This is a genomic window from Mameliella sp. LZ-28 (assembly GCF_012274245.1).
GTDB classification, from domain to species: Bacteria; Pseudomonadota; Alphaproteobacteria; order Rhodobacterales; family Rhodobacteraceae; genus Antarctobacter; species Antarctobacter albus.
In genome coordinates, this window is record NZ_JAANYX010000034.1 from 348,016 (window position 1) to 369,423 (window position 21,408).

The window sequence follows — 21,408 nt, forward strand, 5'->3', positions numbered from 1 at the left end:
ATTTCGCGGCTCTCACCGCACTCTCCCCCCGACCAAATCCCTTGGCGCCGATGTTTCAACCGTTCAGCCAAAATTCCTGTGCTGACGGCGGCGGTCCGCCGCCGGTGCTACAGCGCCAGCGCCGTCGCCCACAGGCCCAGTGCAAACACCGAATGCGCCAGCAGCCCCATGACGCGCCCCTTCCAGGGCCCAGCCCAGCCCCATGCCGGGATGCAGCAGGAACCATCCGCCCGCGATCGTCACGATCCCCCAGATCCAGGCCATCCAGAACACCGGCGCGTCGAACCACGCGCCCCCGACGATCAGGGCAAAGACCACGCCGTAGACAACCCCGACAAGATAGTGAAACGCCCAGCCCAGCGCGCGCTCTCCCGCCACCGGAGCCGCTGCCCCGATGTCCTCGTGAAAGACCCGCCCCCGGAACAGCCAGCCGACCCAGCGGCCCACGTTGCCCCAGTTCGGTCGCCCCTGCCCCGCCAGCCGGTCCAACAACAGCGCCCAGAGGTCCATCGCCACCGTGCCGCCGATGCCGATCGCCACGCCTGCCCAGATCACGCCCATTGCTCCCCTCCCTGTTTGCGCCACCATGACCCCGGCATGCCAAAGTGGCAATCATCCCGGCCCGCACCGCCCCGCGCCCAACAATCTTGACCACTGCGCCGGACCCGGCCTAACCTTGCGCCGGACTTAGATTAATTGCTCAAGGAATTGATACATGCACCGTCTATTGATGCTGGCGCTCTGCTTGATGACCGCTTTCAATGCAGGAGAAAGCCGCGCACAGACCCAATACGCCCAGAACAACAACCAGTTCACCGTCATCTTTGTGAATGCCTGCAACCGGCAGATCCAAACCGCGATCAACTATCGCGACCTGTCGGGCAACTGGGTGACAAACGGCTGGTGGAACCTCGCTCCGGGGGAATCCGCGACGGTCGCCTTTACCACCAACCGCATCTACTACATGTACGGCGAAAGCATCGCCCCGGTGAACAGCCGCATCTACTGGCGCGGCGCCGTGCGGCACTTCCATATCCGCGGTTCGTCGCACACATATGGCTTTCGCCAGCGCACGATGGACATGAACAACTGGGGCCGCTGGACGGAACGCTTTACCTGCAACTAGGCCGGCCCACTTCAAAGCGTGGTATCCTCGGAACAGGTCCCGGAGCAACCGGGACCGATTCTGGAGGAGAAACTCATGTCTTTCATCCGTTTGCCCGCCCTCGCGGCGGCCATTTTCATTTTTGCCACCCCGACCCTTTCCGAAACCGTGAATGCCGCCGGCGTGGGCCACGGCACATCTACCGCCACACCGATGCCGGTGACCGATGGTCTGGTCATCGTACACGCGACCTCGATGTACGAGCGTTTCGAGACCGAGGACCCGATGAATCCCTTTGCCAGCGCAAAGGGCCCCTGTTTCGGCGCGATCCTCATCGACAAGGGCAAGGTGTCGGGCGACGGTCTTTGCCACTACACCGACGGCGACGGCGACGTGGCCGTTGTCAAATGGGTTGCCAATGGCATCGATGCCGAAGGCCGCACGCAGGGCGAGTGGGTGGTCCTGGGCGGCACCGGCAAGTGGGCCACGATGACGGGCGGCGGGACATTCGACGCAGGCGGTGATCCCTATACCAACCGGGTCGCCGGCGAAATGACCCGGAACTGACCGTGCAGACCGGGGCCGACAGGCCCCGGAAAGCGCCCCTTTGCAGGGCGCAGCAGACCTGGCAATTGCATCTGCGACAATCCGATCCTTCTTGCTCCGACTCAGCAAACCTGCGATATCCAATACCGCTACGTTACCACTATCGCCTACCTGTCTCCGTCATACGGCGTCAGCGCAACCGATACTGCTCTGACATTGCCGGGCCGCAGCACTTCCGCGTGCGGCAAATCTACAGGAGACCACGGAATGGCCACTGGCACCGTGAAATGGTTCAACACCACCAAAGGCTACGGCTTCATCGCGCCCGAGGGCGGCGGCAAGGACATCTTCGTCCACATCTCTGCTGTTGAGCGTTCGGGCCTGACCGGCCTGCAGGACAACCAGAAAGTCAGCTTCGAACTGCGCACCGGCCGTGACGGTCGCGAAAGCGCGTCGGACATCGAACTGCTCTGATCGGCGCCGCCCGGGGTCGTCAGGCCTCGGGCGGAACCATCCTCTTGTTGCCCTCCTCGTCGAGGGCAACATAGGTAAAGACCGCCTCGGTCACTTTCTCGCGCTTGCCAATCCGGTTGCGGATCACCCAGGCCTCCAGCCCGATCCCCATAGAGGTCCGGCCCACCCGCGCGACCCAGCCATAGATTTCCAGCACGTCGCCGATCCGCACCGGACGGATGAATTTCATCGCGTCAACCGCCACCGTGGCCACACGCCCCTGCGCCCGCTCTCCGGCGATGATGCCGCTGGCAAGGTCCATCTGGCTGAGCACCCATCCACCAAAGATATCGCCGCTGACATTGGCATCCGCCGGCATGGCCAGCGTCCGCAGGGTGGGATCGCCCTTTGGTGTCACCTGTTCCATTCCGTGCCTCCTTCCTGTCCCGCGCGGCACCACGCACCGCCTTTGTCCCGACCATAGCCGGTTTTGTACAAAACGTCAGAATCCGCGTACGTTTTGTACGTTTTGTACAAGGTGTCACCCGTCAACTGCCCCCTTGCGCCAGGCTCCCGAGGGCGTTTTCATGGTCGGGTATTCCGGAGGGTCCCCCATGCTGCGCAACATCCCCGCCATCCTCTCGCCCGAGATCCTGTACAGCCTGCGGGCGATGGGACACGGCGATGACCTCGTGATCGCGGATTGCAATTTCCCAGCCTATTCAATGGGATGCAAGGTGCACCGCCTCGATGGCCTGTCCGCCACCCAGGTGCTGCAAGCGGTTCTGACACTCTTGCCGCTGGACAGTTTCGTCAAGGACCCGGCCCATACCATGCAGGTGGTCGGCGACGCCGAGGCCACCCCAGAAATCTTCAATGAATTTCAAACCCTTATCGATAATTTCGCGGACAACCCCGCGCCCATCGCGACGCTGGAACGCTTTGCCTTCTACGAGCGGGCAAAGACCGCATTCGCAGTGATTCAAACCGGGGAATCAAGGCTTTACGGGAACATCATCCTCAAGAAAGGGGTCATCCCGCCAAACTGAACTGGCCGGTATGGTTTTCGTGACTGTCGGAAAAGGGCGCCTTCCCCCATCTTCAGAGACAGGAAAAGGAGACCCGCCATGACCAAGCACAACCAGCCCCGCCCCGCACAGCCCACCATGCCCGTCCCGGGCCGCACCACGCCCAAGACCTACCAGTTCACCGACTGGGCCGCTTTCTGAACCGCCCGGCCAACCCTTTGATCAAATACGTTTTTCCCGGGACCGTCCGGGGCAGATGCAAGACCTGCGGGAGTGAATCCCTGCACCCGGACCCTTGGCGAGCGCGCCGCCAAAGCCAGCCGGACACACCGATCAGAGCCCTGCGATGTCCCGCAGTTTCGCCACGATCCCCTCGACCCCTTCCCCGCCCTTGAGAGCTGAGAACAGGAACGGTCGCCCCGCGCGAACCCGCGTCGCATCGCGCTCCATCACCTCCAGAGAGGCGCCGACATAAGGCGCCAGGTCGGTCTTGTTGATGACCAGCAGATCCGACCGCGTGATCGCCGGTCCACCCTTGCGGGGGATCTCTTCTCCGGCAGCAACATCAATGACATAGACCGTGAGGTCCGCCAGCTCCGGGCTGAAGGTGGCCGACAGGTTGTCGCCCCCGGATTCGATCAGGACGATCTCGACCTCCGGATGCCGCTGCCGCATCTCGGCCACGGCGGCCAGGTTGATCGAGGCATCCTCGCGGATTGCCGTGTGCGGACACCCTCCGGTTTCCACGCCGATCACCCGGTCCGCGGGCAGGATCTGCATCCGCATCAGCGCCTCGGCGTCCTCTTGCGTGTAGATGTCGTTGGTGATCACCCCGATCGAGAAATCATCCTTCAGCCGCTCGGCAAGCCGCGCGGTCAGGGTGGTCTTGCCGGCGCCGACAGGCCCGCCGATGCCAATGCGCAAGGGGCCGTTCATCCGTGTCATGACTGGAATAGCCTCGGTTCAAGTGTTTCGTGTTTCATGGACGCGATATCGGACAGAAAGGCGCAGGAGGCCATGTCGTCCAATGTCAGCCCCTCCGTGCCCGCCGCCACCTCGGCGCACAGCGGCGCCAGTCGCGCCAGCACAGCCTGCGCCGCCGTCTGCCCCAGGGGCATCAGCCGCTGGGCGGCAGAGACCAGGTTTCCCGCAAAGGACTGAAGATAAAGCGCGATCACTGGCTCTATCATCATGTCCATCTGCCGCGCCGCATCGCCCAGCGCCACGGGCAAGAGCATCGGCGGCAAATCCAGGTCCCAAACCTCGGCCGTGACCTGCGCAAAGGCCGCGCCCTGGCGTTCCGCCTCGCGCAGGCGTTCGCGTGAGGGCTGCCAGGCGCGCGCCAGCGCGTCGAGCTCGGCCGCGGAGCGATCCCCCTGCCAGGCCAGCCGGATCCAGAGCGCATCCGCCTTGCCGGACCCGTCGCGCAGGACATCCGTCAACCATGCCTGAAGGCTCTCCGCATCTGTCACCCAACCCTGCCCCACGGCGCTTTCCAAACCGTGTGACCAGGCGAAGGCGCCCACCGGGTAGGCAGGGGACAGCCATTGCGTCAGCGTCAGCAGGCGCGGGTCAATGGGCATGGGCAGTATGGCCGTGCTCGTGGCTGTGGGTGCGGCCGTGGCCATAGGCGCCACCCTCGGGCGTAAACGGCTCCTGAACCTCGGTAATCCCGGCCCCCAGGTGTTCCAGCATGTGCCGGATGACCGGGTCGCGCTGGATCAGCAGCACGGTCCCTGCCATCTGGCAGGGCGTGTGACGGTTGCCAATGTGCCAAGCCAGACGAGGCAGATCCCCGGACACGGCCAGCAGATCCTCTGCCGCCGCGACCACTTCGATCAGGCGCCCGTCATCGCATTCCAGCGCGTCGCCCTCTTCCAGGGAGGTCGTCTTTTCCAGGTCGACGACGAAGCGCTCTCCGTTGACGGTCGTCAACACCTTGCGGCGCAGGAAGCGTTCGTCATACGTCAGCCGGCAGGTCTCATGTTCGCCCGACCAACTGCCCGCGGGTCGCAGGGTCTGGACCAAGGGAAGCTCGGTCATTGCACCACCTCGATGCTGCCATAGTAATAATCCGTCCGCTCACCATCGCTTTCGAACCCGGCGATGTAGGTGATCCCAAGCTCGGGCAGGTAACGCAGGTAGTCGACGCTTGACACGATATCGCCCCCATAGCGGACCTCGATCGGGATCATGCGGTAATCGCAGCCGCCGATGGTGTTGATCGCCTCTTGGCCGAACCGATAGTCATGCGTCTCTGTCCATTGCTCGCCACCCCGGATCACAACGACCTTCGCGCTGAACCCGCCACCCGGCTCTGGAACAGGCAGGACGCCGGACTCGGTTTCAAAGGTGTAATGGACCATGTCGCCAATGGGCTTATGGTCGGAATCGAGGTCCTGCTGCTCCATGATGTAGACCCCTTTGGCGACATCCATCCAACCGACATAATCGCCCTCTTCCCAGACAGACTCGACGAATCCGGGCCGCATCTGGGTAAAAGTCTCGACGTGTCCGCCGTCGATCATGAAGCGAATGCCAGTGTACAGATCATCGGCCACCGGACAGGACGCCCAAAGTGGGGCGCCCAACCCGCACAGCACAGATGTGGCGCAAACAAGCAGTTCAGTTTTCAAGTCAGTTACCTTGTTCCTTTTGGCCGCATGAGGCTGTGCGGTCCGGGGTAGGAGGCAAGGCATCGCGGCGGCCTGCCCCTCATTCGATCACCTCGATGGCGGAATAGTTGTAGCGGTCCGAACCGTCCGTATAGTCACTGCCCGCGTAGTAGGAAAAGCCGAAGGCGGGGAGGTAATACAGCAGGTCGACCGTGCCGCTGTCGTCGGGCTCATACCGGATCTCGATCGGGATCAGATCGTATTCGCAGGCGCCGAAGTTGATCTTGGACAGCGGGCCGAAGTCGTAGATCTGGCGTTCCTTGTCGAGATCGCCAAGGTTGTTGATCGCCACGTCATAGGTCACCTGCCCGCCCGGTTCGGGCACCGCCAGTTCTTCTGCGCGGCCCGGAAAAGCATAGGTGACACGCGTATCCTGGTCCGGCACGCCCTCGACCAGATCGACCAGTTCGACCAGGTAGACCCCCTGCGCCAGCAGGTTGCGCGTGACCAGCCCGTCCGAGGCGGAATAGACCGCCTCGATCATGCCGGGCCCGATGCGGCGGTATTCCTCCGTATCGACGTCATCGACGGTAAAGCGAATGCCCTTGTCGATGTCCGATCCCACGGGACACCCCCAGGCCACGGGGGCAAGGAAAGCAAGGCCGGCGGCCAGGACCAAGCTGCGCATGTTCAAACTCCAATCGATTGATCCGCGTCCGGTGACGCCCGGACCAGGATCATGTTGCGGGAGCAACTGGCGGATATCAAGCGGCGGCCCGCAGGGGCCGTCCCCCGCCGCCCCGGGACGATTCAGAACAGGAAATACCGCTGTGCCATCGGTAGTTCGCTGGCCGGTTCGCAGGTCAGCAACTCACCATTGGCGCGCACCTCGTAGGTTTCCGGGTCGACCTCGACCGTAGGTGTCGCATCGTTCAGCAGCAGGTCCTTCTTGCCGATGCCACGCGTGTTCCTGACCGCCACGGTCTGCTTGGCCAGCCCCAGCCCGGCGCCGATCCCCTCGGCATGGGCGGCCTCGGAGACGAAGGTGACGGCAGAGTTTTCCACGCTGCGGCCATAGGCGCCGAACATGGGCCGGCTATAGACCGGCTGAGGCGTCGGGATCGAGGCATTCGGATCGCCCATCTGCGCGCAGGCGATGGTGCCACCGATCAACACCATCTCGGGCTTCACGCCAAAGAACGCCGGGTTCCACAGGACCAGGTCGGCGCGCTTGCCTTCCTCGATGCTGCCGATCTCATGGCCGATACCATGCGCGATGGCCGGATTGATCGTGTATTTCGCGATGTAGCGCCGGACGCGGAAATTGTCGTTGTCGCCGGTCTCCTCGCTCAGCCGCCCGCGCTGTTTCTTCATCTTGTCGGCGGTTTGCCAGGTGCGGATCAGCACCTCACCCACGCGGCCCATCGCCTGGCTGTCCGACGCGATGATCGAAAACGCGCCCATGTCGTGCAGGATATCCTCGGCGGCGATGGTCTCGCGCCGGATCCTCGATTCCGCGAAAGCCACGTCCTCGGGGATCGCCTTGTCCAGGTGGTGGCAGACCATGAGCATGTCGAGATGCTCTTCCAGCGTGTTCACGGTGAATGGACGCGTCGGGTTGGTCGAGGAGGGCAAGACGTGTTCCTCGCCGCAGATCTTGATGATGTCCGGCGCATGGCCGCCCCCGGCCCCTTCGGTGTGGAAGGCGTGGATGGTGCGGCCCTTCATGGCCTTGACTGTGTTCTCGACAAAGCCGCTTTCGTTCAGCGTATCGGTGTGGATCATCACCTGCACGTCCATCGCGTCCGCCACGCTCAGGCAGCAGTCAATGGCGCCGGGCGTCGTGCCCCAATCCTCGTGCAATTTCAGCGCGCAGGCGCCGCCCAAGACCTGTTCCTCCAGTGCCGCGGGCAGCGAGGCGTTGCCCTTGCCCGCAAAGGCCAGGTTCATCGGAAAGGCATCCGCCGCCTGCAACATCCGCCCGATGTGCCAGGGACCCGGCGTGCAGGTGGTGGCCAGCGTCCCATGCGCCGGGCCGGTGCCCCCGCCCAGCATGGTGGTCAGGCCGGAATGCAGGGCATCCTCGATCTGTTGCGGGCAGATGAAATGGATGTGGCTGTCAAAGCCCCCCGCGGTCAGGATGCGCCCTTCGCCCGCGATGGCCTCTGTCCCCGGGCCGACGATGATGTCGACGCCGGGCTGGGTGTCCGGGTTACCGGCCTTGCCGATCTTGTGGATGCGCCCGTTCTTCAGCCCCACATCGGCCTTGTAGATGCCCGAGTAATCGACGATCAGCGCATTGGTGATGACCGTGTCCACGGCGCCCTCGGCCCGTGTGGTCTGGGCCTGGCCCATGCCGTCACGGATCACCTTGCCGCCGCCGAATTTCACCTCTTCGCCGTAAGGACCGGTCAGGTCCTTTTCGACCTCGATGATCAGGTCGGTATCGGCCAGCCGCAGCCGGTCGCCGGTGGTGGGGCCGAACATGGCGGCGTAGTCAGAGCGTTTAATAGTGGCTGGCATCCTGTCCTCGTGCTTGTCATCGGCGGGCCCTCTTCGGGTCCGGGCCGCGTCCTATTCCTTGAAAACCTCGTCCACAGGCACCTGAAGGGCGCTCGCGAGGGCGTTGGTCTGGTTGGCCATGCCCATCACGGCCAAAAGCTCGCCGTACATCTCGGGCGTCATCCCCTTGGCGCGGGCTGCCGCGGTGTGCGAGTGGGCGCAGTAGTCACATCCGTTGGTGCCGGAGACAGCGACATAGATCATCTCCTTGACCAGCGGATCCAGCGCGCCGGGCGCCATCACCACCTTGAGCCGGTCCCATGTCGCCTTCAGCAGCGCCGGGTCATGCGCCAGCGCGCGCCAGAAGTTGTTGATGAAATCCGTCCCGCGCACCGCGCGGATATCGTCGAAAACCGCCTTTGCCTCGGCGCTCAGTTCCTCGTCGGACAACAGTTTGACCGTCGCCATTACATCCTCCACTTGGGTCCGCGCCGCGCCAGCCGCAGCGCGTTGGCCCGGGTCTGGCGATGCAGCGGGGCCAGCGCGGCGCCAAGGGGATCTTCCCCTTTCCAGGCCGCGCGGGTCGCCTGTTCCATCGCCAGCGGGAAATTCACCGCCTTTTCACGCATCATCCGTGCCGTCTCGGAGGGGGTCACGGACCACAGCCCGGCCATCCCCAGGACCCGCATGGCCACCACCGTTTGCGCCTCGGCCGCCATGCAGGCAAAGCGCGAGGCGGTGAGCCAGAGATCGAAAGGGGACAGCCGGACCATAGGCGTCACACCATCGCGAAGATGCGTGCAGGGCCACCGGTGCCGCGCGCATGTTTCGGGGCCCCCACGATCAGCGTGGCCCCGGAGGCCGGGACATTGCCGAGATTGGCAATATTCTCGATCCCGTAGCGATTGGTCGGCAACCATGCGTAGTGCGCGTCGAAGGTGGCCGAGTTGCCCGGATCCAGCGACAGCGTGTCCGTCGCGATGGCCCGCGCGCCCGTTTCCTCGACCAGCATCTGGGCCGCCTCGACGTGGAAACCCGGGAAATGCATCACCCCGTCCCCATCCGCGTTGCGGAACCCGTCGGTGCCCAGCCTGGCGGTCCAGCCCGAATCCATCGCGACGCAGGCGCCCTCGGGGATATCGCCATGTGCGGCGATCCATGCCTTGAGGTCGTCAGGTGTCACCATCGTGTCAGCGTCTTCGGCAGCCCGGGCCGCGATATCCACCTTGACCAGCGGGCAGACCAGGCTGTCGACCGGGATTTCGTCCACCGACTGCCCATCGGCCGAGAAATGCAACGGCGCGTCCACATGGGTGCCGGTGTGTTCGTTGACCGTCAGGCTGTACAGGTTGAACCCGTCCTTGGCGAAATCGGCCCCCTTGTCGTAGGAAATTCCCGGCACGCCGAAATAGGTCGGAAAGCTCTCGTCATAGGTATGGGTCATGTCGACGACACCGCTGCCGTGGCTTGCCGCCATCGCCGGTTTTGGCAGTCCGGCCCCCAGAACGGCCCCGGCACCGGCAACGGCCCCCGCCCTGAAGAACGAGCGCCGCGACAGCATCCGGTCCTTGACCGAGTTCATCACGCATACATCGCACATGGTCTTTCCTTCCCTGGTTGGTTTCTGCAACCCCACCAGTCTGTGCCGACTCGGGCGCGTCAGTCCAGCGCGCCCATCACCTGCTGATTGAACCCGTAGACCCGGCGCGCCCCCGAAATCGGGATCAGGTTGACCTCGCGCGCCTGCCCCGGCTCGAACCGCACCGCCGTTCCCGCCGCGATATCAAGCCGGCATCCGCGCGCGGCGGTCCGGTCGAAATCAAGCGCGGGGTTGGCCTCGGCGAAGTGGTAATGAGAGCCCACCTGCACCGGGCGATCGCCGGTATTGGCCACGCGCAGCGTCACCACCTCGCGGCCTTCGTTCAGGGTCAGCGTGCCCCCGGCAGGGAACAGTTCTCCGGGAATCATCTCCGGCCCCAGGCGATCAGGCCCGCAACCACGATCAGTGCCACGGCGGGCAACAGGCTCAGCCAGCTTTCGGCGCCATGCGGATGCATGTGCGAGCCGGGGTGCGCCATTGCGGGAGCGGCGGCCATGAGTGCGGCGCCAGTTGCAATCAGCTTTTTCATCCTTGTCCCTCGTCTTTCTTCTCTCTGAAAATACTCAATGTCACCGGATCGGATCGTGAACCGTCACCAGCTTGGTGCCGTCCGGAAAGGTCGCTTCGACCTGCACCTCGTGGATCATCTCGGGCACACCCTCCATGCATTGTTCACGCGTGATGACCTCGGCGCCCGCCTGCATCATGTCGGCGACGGATCGCCCGTCCCGGGCGCCTTCGACCACGGCGTCGGTGATCAGTGCAATCGCCTCGGGGTAGTTCAGTTTCACGCCGCGGCTCAGGCGCTTGCGGGCCACCTCGGCGGCCATCGCGACCAGCAGCTTGTCTTTCTCGCGCGGGGTCAGTTGCATCTCTTCAAAGTCTCCAGGATGTCGGCAGGGTGTCCCGGCTCAGCCGGTCCAGCACGGGCAGCAGGCTGCGCCGCAAATTCAGACTGTCGCGCGCGAGCATCCGCAGGATCAACAGATCCTCGCGCATCAACGACACGCCGCAGGTCTCCGGCAGCATCGGCCGCAGGGCCGCCAGGTGCGCCTCGGCGTCGGGCGCGACATAGACAAGGCTGGCCATCGCACCCGCACCGCCGCCAAGCGCCGGGCGCCGCATCCGCGCCTCCAGGTCACCGTCCAGCTGCACGGAATCAAGGTAGAGAGGTGAGCCCCCGCGCCAGACTTCGATCCGGTCATCGAAACGCACGTCGTGCAGATGTTCCCCCATCGCGCTGCGGCCAAAGATCACCGGTTCAACCAGCAAAAGGCGCGCATCCGAGGCCAGATCGGCCCGCAGGCGCCGTCGCAGGCGCGCACCTTCGAACAGGATCAACTCCTGCGGCAACCAGTGCAGACTCGCGTCGGCCCCGGCCTCGAGCCGCGTTTGGACCCTGGCGATGTCGGAACTCGCCTTGTATGCACGTTCGGCCGCCTGGGTCGTCAGCGTCAGGTGAGAGCCTTGCCCTGCCGTGGCAGCGAGGTCCAGCCGGTCACCCCCGGTCAACCCTCCCGACGTGTTGATGACAATGGCCTCGACCCCTGCCTGGCGGCGCGGAAACAGTGCCCGCAGGCAACCGGAGGTGCGCAAGCCGTCTATCGCCGATTGGTCGGCGCGTGACTTGGTCGACAGGTCCAGTGTGCCGCGCGCCCGGGGCAGACTTGCCGCGGGCGCGGCCTCTCCCGTCCGGTCCTTGCGCATGTGCAGTGTCATGGTCCCCCCGCGACCTCTTTCGGCACGATACCGCCACTGCGGACCGGCCAATGCAACATGCTTGGGCACTTTCGCAGACAGGTGGCCGGAATTTTCGCTGACAAATTAGGCGTTCATGCCGGTTTCGGGTCAATAATTAGGCATTTCCTGCCACACACCTGCCAGCCCCTCTCCCGCGATTGACCGAAAGGCACCTGGGCCAGATGACTCGAGGCGCCCAGGCCGCGCTGCTCAGGAGATGGACGGAAAGGGCGTGTGGCGACCGGTCAAGTTCGCACCTCGGTCAGGCCGCCACACTGGATGCAACAAGTTGTTGCGGGGGAGGACCTAGTCGCTCGGAAACGTGCCGACAAGGGCCGCTCGCCCGCGGGGAGACAGGAATGAACCGTTTCACGAAACTTCTGTCCGGTGCTGCCGCACTGGCCATCATCGCGGGCGGCGCAAGCGCCCAGGACTGCACCATCAAGGTCGGCGTCCTGCACTCGTTGTCCGGCACGATGGCGATTTCGGAAACCACGCTGAAAGACACCATGCTGATGCTGGTGGCGGACCAGAACGAAAAAGGCGGCCTGCTGGGCTGCGAGCTTGAAGCCGTCGTGGTCGATCCGGCCTCGGACTGGCCGCTCTTCGCCGAAAAGGCGCGTGAACTGCTGACCGTGCACGAGGTCGACGTGATCTTCGGCAACTGGACCTCCGTGTCGCGGAAATCGGTGCTGCCGGTGATCGAGGAACTGAACGGCCTGCTGTTCTACCCGGTGCAGTACGAAGGCGAGGAATCGTCCAAGAACGTCTTCTACACCGGCGCCGCGCCGAACCAGCAGGCGATCCCCGCCGTGGATTACTTCCTCGAGGAACTGGGCGTCGAGAAATTCGCCCTGCTGGGCACCGACTACGTCTATCCGCGCACCACGAACAACATCCTGGCCAGCTACCTGGCATCGAAGGGCATCGCCGAAGAGGACATCTTCGTCAACTACACGCCCTTCGGTCATTCTGACTGGGCCACCATCGTCGCGGACGTCGTCGCCCTGGGCGAGGACGGCAAGCAGGTCGGCGTGATCTCGACCATCAACGGCGACGCCAACATCGGGTTCTACAAGGAACTGGCAGCCGCTGGGATCTCGGCCGACGATATCCCTGTCGTCGCCTTCTCGGTGGGTGAAGAAGAGCTCTCGGGCCTCGACACCGTGAACCTGGTCGGTCACCTCGCCGCATGGAACTACTTCCAGTCCGCCGAAACCGAGGCGAACGAGGCATGGGTCGCTGCATGGAAGGCCCGCATGGGCGAAGACCGCGTGACCAATGACCCGATGGAAGCACATTACATCGGTTTCAACATGTGGGTGAACGCCGTGACCCAGGCCGGCACCACCGACGTGGATGCTGTCCGCACCGCAATGTACGGGCAGGAATTCCCGAACCTGACCGGCGGCAACGCGGTCATGCTGCCGAACCACCACCTGACCAAGCCGGTGTTGATCGGCGAGATCACAGAGGACGGCCAGTTCGACATCATCAGCCAGACCGACCCGGTTCCCGGCGACGCCTGGACCGACTTCCTGCCGGAATCGGCTGTGCTGAAGTCGGATTGGAAAGACCTCGGCTGCGGCATGTACAACACCGAGACCGAGACCTGCGTCCAGATCAAGTCGAACTACTGATGATACCTCTCGGGGCGGCCGCCGTGCCGCCCCGGCGACCAAGGTTACTCTGGCAGGGCGGCCCGACCGCCCTGCCCCAATCCCTCCCAAGACACAGGCTGACACATGCTCCGTGCCCTTCTTGCGGTTCTCCTGATCGCGTGGCTGCCCGCGCCCGGCTTCTCCCAGGATCTGCAATCGCTCCTGCAAGAGCACCAGGAGGAAGTCGCCAAGCCGTCGCGCCGCACCGTCACCCCTGTGCTCGAGACGCTGTCGGCTTCCGGCCTGCCCGAGGTGCCGCGCTTTCTGGAGCACTGGCAGGACAAGGCCGTCTATGTGCGTGAAGCGGACGGGCTGTTCTTCTACGTCGAGGAAACGGGCGACACGCTGACCCTGCTGGATATCACCAGCGGCGATGCCGTCGCGACCGGCGTCTCATCGGATGCGCTCGACCAGATCAAGCCGAACGGCGGGGTACGCCGCGCCATCGCCGAAACGCTGGTCCAGTTCCAGCTTTCCGACCCCGACATCACCAAGCGTCGCGACGCCGTCGATGCCATCGCGCGCGGACTGGATCCCAGCCAGATTCCTCCGCTCGCCGCCTCCATCGACGGCGAACCGGACGTCGCGCTGAAAACGCGCAAGGAACGTCTGCTGAATTACCTTGTCGCCCGTTTCGGTGACACGTCCGAAGCCCGCATCGAGGCCATCGAGGCGCTGTCCTCCGACCTCAGCGTCGATGCCCGCGCCGTCCTGTCCCAGATCCTCGCCACCCGGACCGAAATCGCCGAGGACCTACCCGAGGACGCGAATATCGCGCGCGTTCTGGTGCCCGGCACCGATCTGCCCGAGGCCGAGGCCTATGCCATGATCGGAGAACAGACAGACCTGCCCGCGCTGGTCGATGCCTCGTCGATCCGCACGACGCTGGAACGCCACGTCGAGGACGGCAAGGTCGGCGGCATCCCGGTCGGCCAGCTTGGCACGTCCGACCGACGCCTGCGCGCCTATGACACCCTGGCCGAGGCCGGAACGCTGCCGCCGCGCGCCACGCCCGAGATCATCGCCGAAACCCTTGCCGCCTGGACCATCTACGAGGCTTACGACGAGCCGGACAGTGCCATCACCGATGCCGCCGAAAGGACCCAGGACGCGGTTCAGACCCGCGTCGGGATGAGCCAGGCAGGCGATCTCGCGCTGGACGCCATCTCGCTGGCCTCGATCTACTTCCTCGCCGCCATCGGTTTGGCCATCACCTTTGGCGTCATGGGCGTCATCAACATGGCGCATGGCGAATTCATCATGATGGGCGCCTATACCGGCTATGTCGTCCAGCTTTTCATTCCCGATTACACGCTGTCGCTCATCGTCGCCCTGCCGCTGGCCTTTGCCGTCACCTTTGGCGCCGGCGTGGCGATGGAACGCCTGGTGATCCGCTGGCTCTACAACCGCCCACTGGAAACCCTGCTGGCCACCTTCGGCGTCTCGATTGCCCTGCAGCAGCTGGCGAAGAACATCTTCGGCACCCAGGCCCGCCCGCTGACCTCGCCCGACTGGCTGGACGGCGCGTGGCAGATCAACGACGTGATCGCCATCAGCTATATCCGCATCGCCATCTTCGTGCTGGCCCTGCTGTTCCTGGCCCTTCTTCTTTTCATCCTGAAACGTACCCGGCTGGGGCTGGAGGTGCGCGCCGTGACACAGAACCCGCGCATGGCTGCCTCGATGGGCATCAACCCGGACAGGATCAAGATGATGACCTTCGGCCTGGGCTCTGGCATCGCCGGGATCGCCGGCGTGGCCATCGGGCTTTATGCCAAGGTGACCTCGGAAATGGGCGCCGACTATATCGTGCAAAGCTTCATGACCGTGGTTGTGGGCGGTGTCGGCAACGTCTGGGGGACGCTCGCCGGTGCCTTCATGATCGGCACGCTGCAAAAGGGGATCGAATGGTTCAACCCTTCGAACACCCTGGCGGCACAGACCTACATGATCCTCTTCATCATCCTCTTCATCCAGTTCCGTCCCAAGGGCATCGTCGCCCTCAAGGGCCGCGCGGCAGGAGACTGAGACCATGCGCACCCTGTTCTGCAGCCATAGCCACGGCGTCCTGATCCCGCACACATGTGGCGCCGCCACCGGCACCAGCGCGCACGCCCCGTCTTCCTTGGGCCCGAAACACGCCGGGGGAGGCCGCAGGCCGGGGGCAGAGCCGCCCGATGCCCGAAACCGCCCCCCTGCCCCCGACCGGAGCAATCCCAAGAACGGAGCGCCGAAATGAACCGCAGCTTCATCGCCCGGAACCCCTCGGTTCTCTGGTTTCTCGCCTTCCTCGGAATCTTCACGCTGGCCGTCACCCTGATGGCCGAGGCGACCGGGACGGGCTTCATCTCCACCAGTTTCGTCAAGACCCTGGGCAAGACCCTGTGCCTGTGCCTCGTCGCCATCGCGATGGACGTGGTCTGGGGCTATTGCGGCATCCTCAGCCTGGGCCATTTCGCCTTTTTCGGGATCGGCGGCTACGCCATCGGCATGTGGCTGATGTATGCCCGCACCGAAACCATCGTCACTGACAGTATGGCCGCACAGGTGGTCCCGCCCAGTCCGCAAGAGGTTTCTGACGCCATTGCCAGCCAGATCTTCGGCGTGGTCGGGGCGTCCGAGTTTCCGCCAATCTGGGCCTTCGCGCATTCGCTGCCGCTACAACTCCTGATGGTTGTCCTGGTGCCCGGCCTGCTTGCACTGGTCTTTGGCTGGCTCGCCTTCCGTTCGCGCGTGACCGGCGTCTATCTGTCGATCCTGACCCAGGCCATGACCCTGGCCCTGTCGCTCTACCTGTTCCAGAACGACAGCGGCTTGCGCGGCAACAACGGCCTGTCCGGCCTGCAGAACATCCCCGGTTTCGAGAGCACCCCGCAAAGCATGGTCTCGATGGTCTTCTTCTGGGCCTCAGCCCTGGCGCTTGCGCTGGGATACATCCTCTTCGCCTGGGTCGTCTCGGGCAAGATGGGCAGCGTGATCCGCGCCATCCGCGACGATGAAACCCGGGTACGCTTCCTCGGCTACCACGTCGAAAGCTACAAGCTCTTCGTCTTCACCCTGACGGCGGTAATCGCGGGCATCGCGGGCGCGCTCTATTACCCGCAGGCCGGCATCATCAACCCGGCGGAAATCGCCCCCATCGCCTCGATCTACCTTGCGGTCTGGGTCGCCATCGGCGGGCGCGGACGGCTCTATGGCGCGGTAATGGGCACCGTCTTCGTCACCCTCGCCTCCAGCTGGTTCACCGGCGGCGGCGCGCCCGACATCAACCTCGGCTTCTACACCATCCAGTGGACCGACTGGTGGCTTGTTCTGCTGGGCCTCTCGTTCGTCGCCGTCACCCTGTTCGCACCGCAGGGCCTGGGCGGGCTGGTCGACAAGATCGCGAGGAAATCATGAGCAAGACCCTGCTAGAACTGTCCGGCGTTTCGGTCTCCTTCGACGGGTTCAAGGCGATCAACTCGCTCTCCTTCCAGATCGGAGAGCCCGAGCTGCGTGCCATCATCGGCCCCAATGGCGCCGGCAAGACAACTTTCATGGACATCATCACCGGCAAGACAAAGCCTGACGAGGGCCATGTCCTGTGGGGCGACAAGGGTATCTCGCTGCTGGGCATGTCGGAATCCGCAATCGCCCGCGAAGGCATCGGTCGCAAGTTCCAGAAGCCCACCGTCTTCGAGGCGCAAACCGTCCGTGAGAACCTGGCGATGGCGCTAAAGAACCCGCGCGGCCCCTTCGACGTGCTGTTCTACAAGAAGACGAAACGAGGCGCCGAGCGCATCGAGGAAATCGCCGAACAGACCGGCCTGACCGACAGCCTCACCCGCCCCGCCGGCGAACTCTCCCACGGCCAGAAACAGTGGTTGGAGATCGGCATGCTGCTGGCGCAGGAACCGCGGCTCCTGCTGGTCGACGAACCCGCTGCCGGCATGACCCCGGCAGAACGCGAAAAGACCACCGAAATGCTGGTCGAGGCGGCCAGGACCCGGGCCGTCGTCGTGGTCGAACATGACATGGAGTTCGTCCGCCGCCTGAATTGCAAGGTCACCGTGCTGAACGAGGGATCGGTTCTGGCCGAGGGCTCGATCGACCATGTCACCAGCAACCCGCAGGTGATCGAAGTCTACCTGGGCCGCTGAACGATGCCTTGCCGCTTCTTCTTGGTGAAAATACCCCAATGCGCCCACGTTCCCGCGCGCGGCGCCCGGACGACAGGAAAGCCCACCCCATGCTGAGCCTCTCCGACCTGACACTACACTATGGCCACAGCCAGATTCTCTACGACATCTCGATGGAGGCAAGGCCCGGCGCGGTCACCTGCCTGATGGGCACCAACGGCGTGGGCAAGACATCCCTGCTCAAGGCGATCTCGGGCACTCATGCCCGGTCCGGCGGCGCGATGGTGCTGGACGGGGCGGACATCGCCCGCACGACACCAGCGCATGCGCTGGCGCGGGCCGGTGTCGGATACGTCCCGCAAGGCCGCGACATCTTTCCCCTGATGACCGTGAAAGAGAATCTCGAGACCGGATATGCCTGCCTGCCCAAGTCGGACTGGGGCATTCCGGACGAGACATTCGAGCTTTTCCCGATCCTCAAGCAGTTCCTGGCCCGCCGTGGCGGCGATCTTTCGGGTGGCCAGCAGCAGCAACTCGCCATCGCCCGCGCGCTGATCGCACAGCCCAAGCTGCTGCTGCTGGACGAGCCCACTGAGGGGATCCAGCCGAACATCATCAAGCAGATCGGAGAGGTCATCAAATACCTTCGCCAGAAGGGCGACATGGCCATCATCCTGGTCGAGCAGTTCTTTGATTTCGCTTACGATCTTGGCGATCACTTCGTTGCGCTGGAGCGTGGCCGGGTGATCCACAATGCGCCCAAGGCGGACACCCCGCGCGAGGTCCTTCTGAAGAAGGTGTCGGTCTGATGCCGACAATGGACCCTTGACTCGTAAACCATTTCTCCACAGCTGCCAACGCACGCAAGTTTAGTAAAACAAGGCCCAAGAAGCCCCCACCCCGCCACCGCCAGTGACAGGCTTGTTAACCTATGGGCGCTTTAATCTGCCGTACCGACCCGATCATTTACGGAACAGCAGATGACCAAGGACCTTCAACAGAAACTCTCGCACTTCCAGCTGGACGGCGAAAACGCAGGTTTGCTGCGCGAGGTCGGGGAACTTCTTAAACCCGAACTCGACGCGGTGCTGACAGCCTTCTACAAGCGCGCCCAGGCCAATCCCGATACCGCGGCCTTCTTCGACGGGCCGGAACGGATGGAATATGCCCGCAATGCCCAGAAAAAGCACTGGACCCGCCTGCTATCAGGAGAGTTCGACACGGAATACATGGCCTCGGTAGACCGGATCGGGCGCACACATGCCCGGATCGACCTGCCGCTTGATACCTACATGTCCGCCTATTCGCTGGCCACCACCGACCTTGTCGCGGCCCTGTTCAAACGCATCCCCAGGCGCAAGCGCAGCCGCCTAGCCGTCATGGTCGGCGTTCTGACCCGCGCCTTCGCGCTGGACATCGAACGGGTTGTCGAAACCACGTTCCGCATCCTCGCAGAGGAACAGACCGCCGCCTTTGGCCATATCGACACCGCGATCGAGAAACTGGCACAGGGGGATCTGACCCATGTCATCCCCGGCCCCGACAGCAGCGACTATCCCAAGCGGTTCGACGATGTACGGAGAAAGCTGAACGGCGCCACGGAAAACCTGAGGGAGACCATGACACAGGTCACGGGTACGATGTCGAACCTGGTCAAGATCATCGAGGAAGTATCGGCCGCGGCCGACGATCTGTCGGAACGCACGGCCAACCAGGCCGCATCGCTGGAAGAAACCGCCGCTGCGGTGCACGAACTGACCGAAAACGTGGCCAGCTCTGCCAAGAACACGCAAGAGGCCAACCAGGTCGCCGCGACGGCCTCGCAGACCGCGCAGGAAGGCGCGCGCACCGTCGAGGAAGCCTCTGGCGCGATGACCCGCATCCAGACCTCCTCGGACCAGATCACGCGGATCATCGGGCTGATCGACGACATCGCCTTTCAGACCAACCTTCTGGCCCTGAACGCGGGCGTCGAGGCGGCGCGCGCCGGCAGCGCGGGCAGCGGCTTTGCCGTGGTGGCCGAAGAGGTGCGGGTGCTGGCGGGCAATGCCTCGGACGCCGCGCGCCAGATCACCGAGCTGGTCTCGAACAGCTCGAAGGAAGTGACCAGCGGCGTCGACCTGATCGACAACGCAGGTCGCAACCTCAAGGCCATCGTGGAAAGCTTTGAAAAGGTCTCCGGGCTTTCCGCCGCAATCGCCGCCGCCTCCAGCGAGCAGTCCACCGCCCTTTCCGAGGTCAACTCCGCCGTCAGCCAGATGGACTCGGTCACCCAGCAGAACGCGGCGATGGTGGAACAGACGACCGCCGCCGCCTCGATCATGCGCCAGAACGCCACCGAAGTGGCCGCCGCGCTGGCGGGGTTGAAAATCGGCGGAACGGCTGCTCAGCGCACCCCCAGACCGACCGCGCAAAGCCAGGCCGCCTGACCGACGCGCGCGCTCACCGCAGGCAGGGAAAGGCGGCCCGGATCGCACTTTCCCGCGCCGCCTCCAGGTAAACAGGCCGATGCGTGGCCAGAATATGCCGCGCCTCGGCCTTTGCCCTTGTCCGCGCCTCTTGGGCCCCGGCCAGTTCCCAGCTGCGTGGATCGCTGCGGTCCGCGAGGCGCGGATAGAGATAGTCCCGTTCCATCGCCGCGCGGGTCTGGTCGGCCCCCAGGAAATGCCCCTGGCCAAGGACGGCGTCCCGGATCGCCTCGACACCCAGCGTGTCCTCGCTGACCTCGATCCCGCGCAGCACCCTTTGGACCGCCCCCAGCATCTCGTTGTCCAGGACAAAACCCTCGTAACTGGCGCCCAGCAAGGCGGCGGTCATGCCCGCGCTCTCGTAGACCAGGTTGCCGCCCGCAAGCCCCGCCGCCAGCGCCGTCATCGCCTTTTCCATCCCGTACTGCGCATCCACCGTCTTCGCATCCGTCATCGAACAGGCCACCCCAGACGGCAGATCCAGCCAGTTCGATAACTGCGCCGATGCCGCGTTCAGCAAAGCGACCTCTCCGCCACCGCCCGAAAAGGACCCCGTGCGAAGATCCACGACGAAGGGCCAGTTCGAAAAGACCATCGGATGCCCCGGTCGGATGGCATGGACCATGACCAGGCTGGCCAGCGTTTCGGCCAATGACTGCGCCAGGAACCCAGCCAAAGTCGCCGGCGCCGTCGCCCCGGCCTGTGCCGCGGTGATGCAGGACAACGGCATGTTGGCAGCGATGCAGGCATAGACCACCTCGACAGCATCGGCCCCATACCGCATGGGCGAGATCACCGGGCTGATATGCGCCTTTAGGAAAGGGCGAGCGGAAAACGCGCCCTCGCCTCCCAGCGCCATGTCCATCATCGCCACGACGGGCGCCACGTTTTCGGCCAGGGTAAAGGCGCTGGCCACCGGCTTTGTCGTCCCGACCAGCAGCGCGAAGGCGGTGTTCAGGTCCAGGTCGCGGGCGTCGGACACATCGGTGGCGATGCAGCACCGGGTGAACCAGCTGATGTTTTCAAGCGCGTCCTGCAGGCGGGTGAAATCCCGCAGGTCCTGCAGGGTGGCCGCCCTGTAAAACCCGCTGTCCAAGTCCACGACCTGCACCGCCGCCCCGCCGGTGCCAAAATACACCCGGTCACCGCCCACCTCGATGTCGCGGGCGGGATCGCGGCCGTGAAGGACAAAGCGTTTTGCCGCCCGGTCCACCGCCGCATCGACCAGCGCAGCCGGAAACAGGACCCGCGGGCCTTGCGCCTCGGCCCCGGCGGTCAACAGATCGGCCCGTAGCCGGTCGGGGACCTCGCCCATGCCCAGTTCTGCCAGCAGGCGCTTGGCGGCAGCATAGATCGCCACAATGTCGGCATCGCTCAACGGTGCGTATTGCCCGCCGACCTGGCCTGGCGGCGCCGGACTGGCCAGCCCCTTGGCCCGGGCTGCATGACGCGCGAGACGACCGCCGGGCCGCCTCCCCTCCCGCACCTGGCGCAGGCCGCGCTGATCCTTTTCGATATCCATGCGGATCACTACGGGCTGCACCGCCGCACATGACAAGCCGCCGCATGCAC

26 protein-coding genes and 1 pseudogene are annotated in these 21,408 nt (G+C 64.4%); 11 read left to right on the forward strand and 16 right to left on the reverse strand.

Translation table 11 applies throughout. The annotated features are described in order from the left end of the window. Positions 1-63 precede the first annotated feature (63 nt). Complete coding sequence (locus tag G9Q80_RS21830) at positions 64-561, reverse strand: DUF2938 family protein (protein ID WP_232788205.1); 498 nt, start codon at positions 559-561, stop codon at positions 64-66. Positions 562-715: 154 nt separating this feature from the next. Between G9Q80_RS21830 and G9Q80_RS21835 the strand changes: the two genes are divergently transcribed. From G9Q80_RS21835 to G9Q80_RS21845, 3 genes are all read left to right on the forward strand, one after another. Beyond that, positions 716-1,126: a DUF1036 domain-containing protein gene (locus G9Q80_RS21835; RefSeq protein ID WP_088715149.1), complete on the forward strand. Its 411-nt coding sequence runs from the start codon at positions 716-718 to the stop codon at positions 1,124-1,126. 75 nt (positions 1,127-1,201) lie between these two features. Then, complete coding sequence (locus G9Q80_RS21840; RefSeq protein ID WP_088715148.1) at positions 1,202-1,672, forward strand: hypothetical protein; 471 nt, start codon at positions 1,202-1,204, stop codon at positions 1,670-1,672. Positions 1,673-1,918: 246 nt separating this feature from the next. Continuing rightward, entirely contained in the window at positions 1,919-2,125 is a 207-nt protein-coding gene (locus G9Q80_RS21845) for a cold-shock protein (RefSeq protein WP_043135970.1), read from the forward strand. A gap of 19 nt (positions 2,126-2,144) precedes the next feature. Here G9Q80_RS21845 and G9Q80_RS21850 read toward each other — a convergent pair whose 3' ends face one another. After that, a complete protein-coding gene (locus G9Q80_RS21850) occupies positions 2,145-2,531 on the reverse strand; it encodes an acyl-CoA thioesterase (RefSeq protein WP_043135967.1) in 387 nt (128 codons plus the stop codon). A 187-nt stretch (positions 2,532-2,718) separates the two neighbouring features. Between G9Q80_RS21850 and G9Q80_RS21855 the strand changes: the two genes are divergently transcribed. Further along, positions 2,719-3,153, forward strand: a complete 435-nt coding sequence (locus G9Q80_RS21855) for an RbsD/FucU family protein (RefSeq protein WP_074621065.1) — start codon at positions 2,719-2,721, stop codon at positions 3,151-3,153. A gap of 312 nt (positions 3,154-3,465) precedes the next feature. On the opposite strand, the gene ureG is transcribed toward G9Q80_RS21855, so the two are convergent. The 13 genes from ureG to G9Q80_RS21920 all read right to left on the reverse strand — a co-directional run bounded on the left by ureG (position 3,466) and on the right by G9Q80_RS21920 (position 11,568). Beyond that, complete coding sequence (gene ureG / locus G9Q80_RS21860) at positions 3,466-4,077, reverse strand: urease accessory protein UreG (protein WP_069209304.1); 612 nt, start codon at positions 4,075-4,077, stop codon at positions 3,466-3,468. Further along, positions 4,074-4,715, reverse strand: coding sequence for an urease accessory protein UreF (locus tag G9Q80_RS21865; RefSeq protein ID WP_088715147.1), 642 nt, complete (start codon positions 4,713-4,715; stop codon positions 4,074-4,076). Before G9Q80_RS21865 ends, ureG begins: the two co-directional genes overlap by 4 nt. Then, positions 4,705-5,175 (reverse strand): urease accessory protein UreE, encoded by a 471-nt coding sequence (locus G9Q80_RS21870; protein WP_088715146.1) that lies wholly within the window; start codon positions 5,173-5,175, stop codon positions 4,705-4,707. The genes G9Q80_RS21865 and G9Q80_RS21870 overlap by 11 nt, the downstream gene beginning before the upstream one ends. Then, the gene (locus tag G9Q80_RS21875) at positions 5,172-5,660 is read right to left on the reverse strand and encodes a hypothetical protein (RefSeq protein WP_088715145.1); all 489 of its coding nucleotides are present in this window, start codon (positions 5,658-5,660) and stop codon (positions 5,172-5,174) included. Before G9Q80_RS21875 ends, G9Q80_RS21870 begins: the two co-directional genes overlap by 4 nt. A 187-nt stretch (positions 5,661-5,847) precedes the next feature. Then, entirely contained in the window at positions 5,848-6,435 is a 588-nt protein-coding gene (locus G9Q80_RS21880; protein WP_088715144.1) for a hypothetical protein, read from the reverse strand. A 122-nt stretch (positions 6,436-6,557) separates the two neighbouring features. After that, positions 6,558-8,270 (reverse strand): urease subunit alpha, encoded by a 1,713-nt coding sequence (gene ureC, locus G9Q80_RS21885; RefSeq protein ID WP_088715143.1) that lies wholly within the window; start codon positions 8,268-8,270, stop codon positions 6,558-6,560. Positions 8,271-8,321: 51 nt separating this feature from the next. Continuing rightward, positions 8,322-8,717, reverse strand: coding sequence for a carboxymuconolactone decarboxylase family protein (locus tag G9Q80_RS21890; RefSeq protein ID WP_088669529.1), 396 nt, complete (start codon positions 8,715-8,717; stop codon positions 8,322-8,324). Beyond that, positions 8,717-9,022 carry a hypothetical protein gene (locus tag G9Q80_RS21895; protein ID WP_074621059.1) on the reverse strand — a complete coding sequence of 102 codons (306 nt, stop codon included), beginning with the start codon at positions 9,020-9,022 and terminating at the stop codon, positions 8,717-8,719. Before G9Q80_RS21895 ends, G9Q80_RS21890 begins: the two co-directional genes overlap by 1 nt. Positions 9,023-9,027: 5 nt before the next feature. Continuing rightward, positions 9,028-9,849 (reverse strand): cyclase family protein, encoded by an 822-nt coding sequence (locus tag G9Q80_RS21900; RefSeq protein ID WP_088715142.1) that lies wholly within the window; start codon positions 9,847-9,849, stop codon positions 9,028-9,030. 59 nt (positions 9,850-9,908) lie between these two features. Next, the gene (locus G9Q80_RS21905) at positions 9,909-10,217 is read right to left on the reverse strand and encodes an urease subunit beta (protein WP_043135942.1); all 309 of its coding nucleotides are present in this window, start codon (positions 10,215-10,217) and stop codon (positions 9,909-9,911) included. Continuing rightward, the gene (locus tag G9Q80_RS21910; RefSeq protein ID WP_165775088.1) at positions 10,214-10,378 is read right to left on the reverse strand and encodes a hypothetical protein; all 165 of its coding nucleotides are present in this window, start codon (positions 10,376-10,378) and stop codon (positions 10,214-10,216) included. Before G9Q80_RS21910 ends, G9Q80_RS21905 begins: the two co-directional genes overlap by 4 nt. Before the next feature lie 40 nt (positions 10,379-10,418). After that, positions 10,419-10,721, reverse strand: coding sequence for an urease subunit gamma (locus tag G9Q80_RS21915; RefSeq protein WP_043135940.1), 303 nt, complete (start codon positions 10,719-10,721; stop codon positions 10,419-10,421). 4 nt (positions 10,722-10,725) lie between these two features. Beyond that, a complete protein-coding gene (locus tag G9Q80_RS21920; RefSeq protein ID WP_232788204.1) occupies positions 10,726-11,568 on the reverse strand; it encodes an urease accessory protein UreD in 843 nt (280 codons plus the stop codon). Between the two features lie 380 nt (positions 11,569-11,948). Between G9Q80_RS21920 and urtA the strand changes: the two genes are divergently transcribed. The 7 genes and pseudogenes from urtA (at position 11,949) to G9Q80_RS21950 (ending at position 19,797) form a co-directional block, all read left to right on the forward strand. Next, positions 11,949-13,229 carry an urea ABC transporter substrate-binding protein gene (urtA, locus tag G9Q80_RS21925; RefSeq protein WP_088715141.1) on the forward strand — a complete coding sequence of 427 codons (1,281 nt, stop codon included), beginning with the start codon at positions 11,949-11,951 and terminating at the stop codon, positions 13,227-13,229. 105 nt (positions 13,230-13,334) lie between these two features. Continuing rightward, positions 13,335-15,278 (forward strand): urea ABC transporter permease subunit UrtB, encoded by a 1,944-nt coding sequence (urtB, locus tag G9Q80_RS21930; RefSeq protein WP_088715140.1) that lies wholly within the window; start codon positions 13,335-13,337, stop codon positions 15,276-15,278. A 207-nt stretch (positions 15,279-15,485) separates the two neighbouring features. Then, a complete protein-coding gene (urtC, locus tag G9Q80_RS21935; RefSeq protein ID WP_043135933.1) occupies positions 15,486-16,649 on the forward strand; it encodes an urea ABC transporter permease subunit UrtC in 1,164 nt (387 codons plus the stop codon). After that, complete coding sequence (gene urtD, locus G9Q80_RS21940) at positions 16,646-17,389, forward strand: urea ABC transporter ATP-binding protein UrtD (protein WP_043135930.1); 744 nt, start codon at positions 16,646-16,648, stop codon at positions 17,387-17,389. The genes urtC and urtD overlap by 4 nt, the downstream gene beginning before the upstream one ends. Before the next feature lie 89 nt (positions 17,390-17,478). Beyond that, positions 17,479-18,177, forward strand: coding sequence for an urea ABC transporter ATP-binding subunit UrtE (gene urtE / locus G9Q80_RS21945; protein WP_043135928.1), 699 nt, complete (start codon positions 17,479-17,481; stop codon positions 18,175-18,177). 171 nt (positions 18,178-18,348) lie between these two features. Beyond that, a pseudogene (locus G9Q80_RS28780) lies at positions 18,349-18,798 on the forward strand (protoglobin domain-containing protein); the annotation flags it as partial. Then, positions 18,784-19,797 (forward strand): methyl-accepting chemotaxis protein, encoded by a 1,014-nt coding sequence (locus G9Q80_RS21950; RefSeq protein ID WP_447257699.1) that lies wholly within the window; start codon positions 18,784-18,786, stop codon positions 19,795-19,797. The pseudogene G9Q80_RS28780 and the gene G9Q80_RS21950, both read left to right, overlap by 15 nt. 13 nt (positions 19,798-19,810) lie before the next feature. Here the strand turns inward: G9Q80_RS21950 and G9Q80_RS21955 are convergent, their stop codons facing one another. Beyond that, entirely contained in the window at positions 19,811-21,358 is a 1,548-nt protein-coding gene (locus G9Q80_RS21955) for a trimethylamine methyltransferase family protein (RefSeq protein WP_088715138.1), read from the reverse strand. Positions 21,359-21,408: the final 50 nt, after the last annotated feature.

Bases quoted from the DNA above. Each gene is read 5' to 3' on its own strand.
- G9Q80_RS21830 (WP_232788205.1), bottom strand. From the start codon at position 561: ATGGGCGTGATCTGGGCAGGCGTGGCGATCGGCATCGGCGGCACGGTG.
- G9Q80_RS21835 (WP_088715149.1), top strand. From the start codon at position 716: ATGCACCGTCTATTGATGCTGGCGCTCTGCTTGATGACCGCTTTCAAT.
- G9Q80_RS21840 (WP_088715148.1), top strand. From the start codon at position 1,202: ATGTCTTTCATCCGTTTGCCCGCCCTCGCGGCGGCCATTTTCATTTTT.
- G9Q80_RS21845 (WP_043135970.1), top strand. From the start codon at position 1,919: ATGGCCACTGGCACCGTGAAATGGTTCAACACCACCAAAGGCTACGGC.
- G9Q80_RS21850 (WP_043135967.1), bottom strand. From the start codon at position 2,531: ATGGAACAGGTGACACCAAAGGGCGATCCCACCCTGCGGACGCTGGCC.
- G9Q80_RS21855 (WP_074621065.1), top strand. From the start codon at position 2,719: ATGCTGCGCAACATCCCCGCCATCCTCTCGCCCGAGATCCTGTACAGC.
- ureG (WP_069209304.1), bottom strand. From the start codon at position 4,077: ATGACACGGATGAACGGCCCCTTGCGCATTGGCATCGGCGGGCCTGTC.
- G9Q80_RS21865 (WP_088715147.1), bottom strand. From the start codon at position 4,715: ATGCCCATTGACCCGCGCCTGCTGACGCTGACGCAATGGCTGTCCCCT.
- G9Q80_RS21870 (WP_088715146.1), bottom strand. From the start codon at position 5,175: ATGACCGAGCTTCCCTTGGTCCAGACCCTGCGACCCGCGGGCAGTTGG.
- G9Q80_RS21875 (WP_088715145.1), bottom strand. From the start codon at position 5,660: ATGATCGACGGCGGACACGTCGAGACTTTTACCCAGATGCGGCCCGGA.
- G9Q80_RS21880 (WP_088715144.1), bottom strand. From the start codon at position 6,435: ATGCGCAGCTTGGTCCTGGCCGCCGGCCTTGCTTTCCTTGCCCCCGTG.
- ureC (WP_088715143.1), bottom strand. From the start codon at position 8,270: ATGCCAGCCACTATTAAACGCTCTGACTACGCCGCCATGTTCGGCCCC.
- G9Q80_RS21890 (WP_088669529.1), bottom strand. From the start codon at position 8,717: ATGGCGACGGTCAAACTGTTGTCCGACGAGGAACTGAGCGCCGAGGCA.
- G9Q80_RS21895 (WP_074621059.1), bottom strand. From the start codon at position 9,022: ATGGTCCGGCTGTCCCCTTTCGATCTCTGGCTCACCGCCTCGCGCTTT.
- G9Q80_RS21900 (WP_088715142.1), bottom strand. From the start codon at position 9,849: ATGTGCGATGTATGCGTGATGAACTCGGTCAAGGACCGGATGCTGTCG.
- G9Q80_RS21905 (WP_043135942.1), bottom strand. From the start codon at position 10,217: ATGATTCCCGGAGAACTGTTCCCTGCCGGGGGCACGCTGACCCTGAAC.
- G9Q80_RS21910 (WP_165775088.1), bottom strand. From the start codon at position 10,378: ATGAAAAAGCTGATTGCAACTGGCGCCGCACTCATGGCCGCCGCTCCC.
- G9Q80_RS21915 (WP_043135940.1), bottom strand. From the start codon at position 10,721: ATGCAACTGACCCCGCGCGAGAAAGACAAGCTGCTGGTCGCGATGGCC.
- G9Q80_RS21920 (WP_232788204.1), bottom strand. From the start codon at position 11,568: ATGACACTGCACATGCGCAAGGACCGGACGGGAGAGGCCGCGCCCGCG.
- urtA (WP_088715141.1), top strand. From the start codon at position 11,949: ATGAACCGTTTCACGAAACTTCTGTCCGGTGCTGCCGCACTGGCCATC.
- urtB (WP_088715140.1), top strand. From the start codon at position 13,335: ATGCTCCGTGCCCTTCTTGCGGTTCTCCTGATCGCGTGGCTGCCCGCG.
- urtC (WP_043135933.1), top strand. From the start codon at position 15,486: ATGAACCGCAGCTTCATCGCCCGGAACCCCTCGGTTCTCTGGTTTCTC.
- urtD (WP_043135930.1), top strand. From the start codon at position 16,646: ATGAGCAAGACCCTGCTAGAACTGTCCGGCGTTTCGGTCTCCTTCGAC.
- urtE (WP_043135928.1), top strand. From the start codon at position 17,479: ATGCTGAGCCTCTCCGACCTGACACTACACTATGGCCACAGCCAGATT.
- G9Q80_RS21955 (WP_088715138.1), bottom strand. From the start codon at position 21,358: ATGGATATCGAAAAGGATCAGCGCGGCCTGCGCCAGGTGCGGGAGGGG.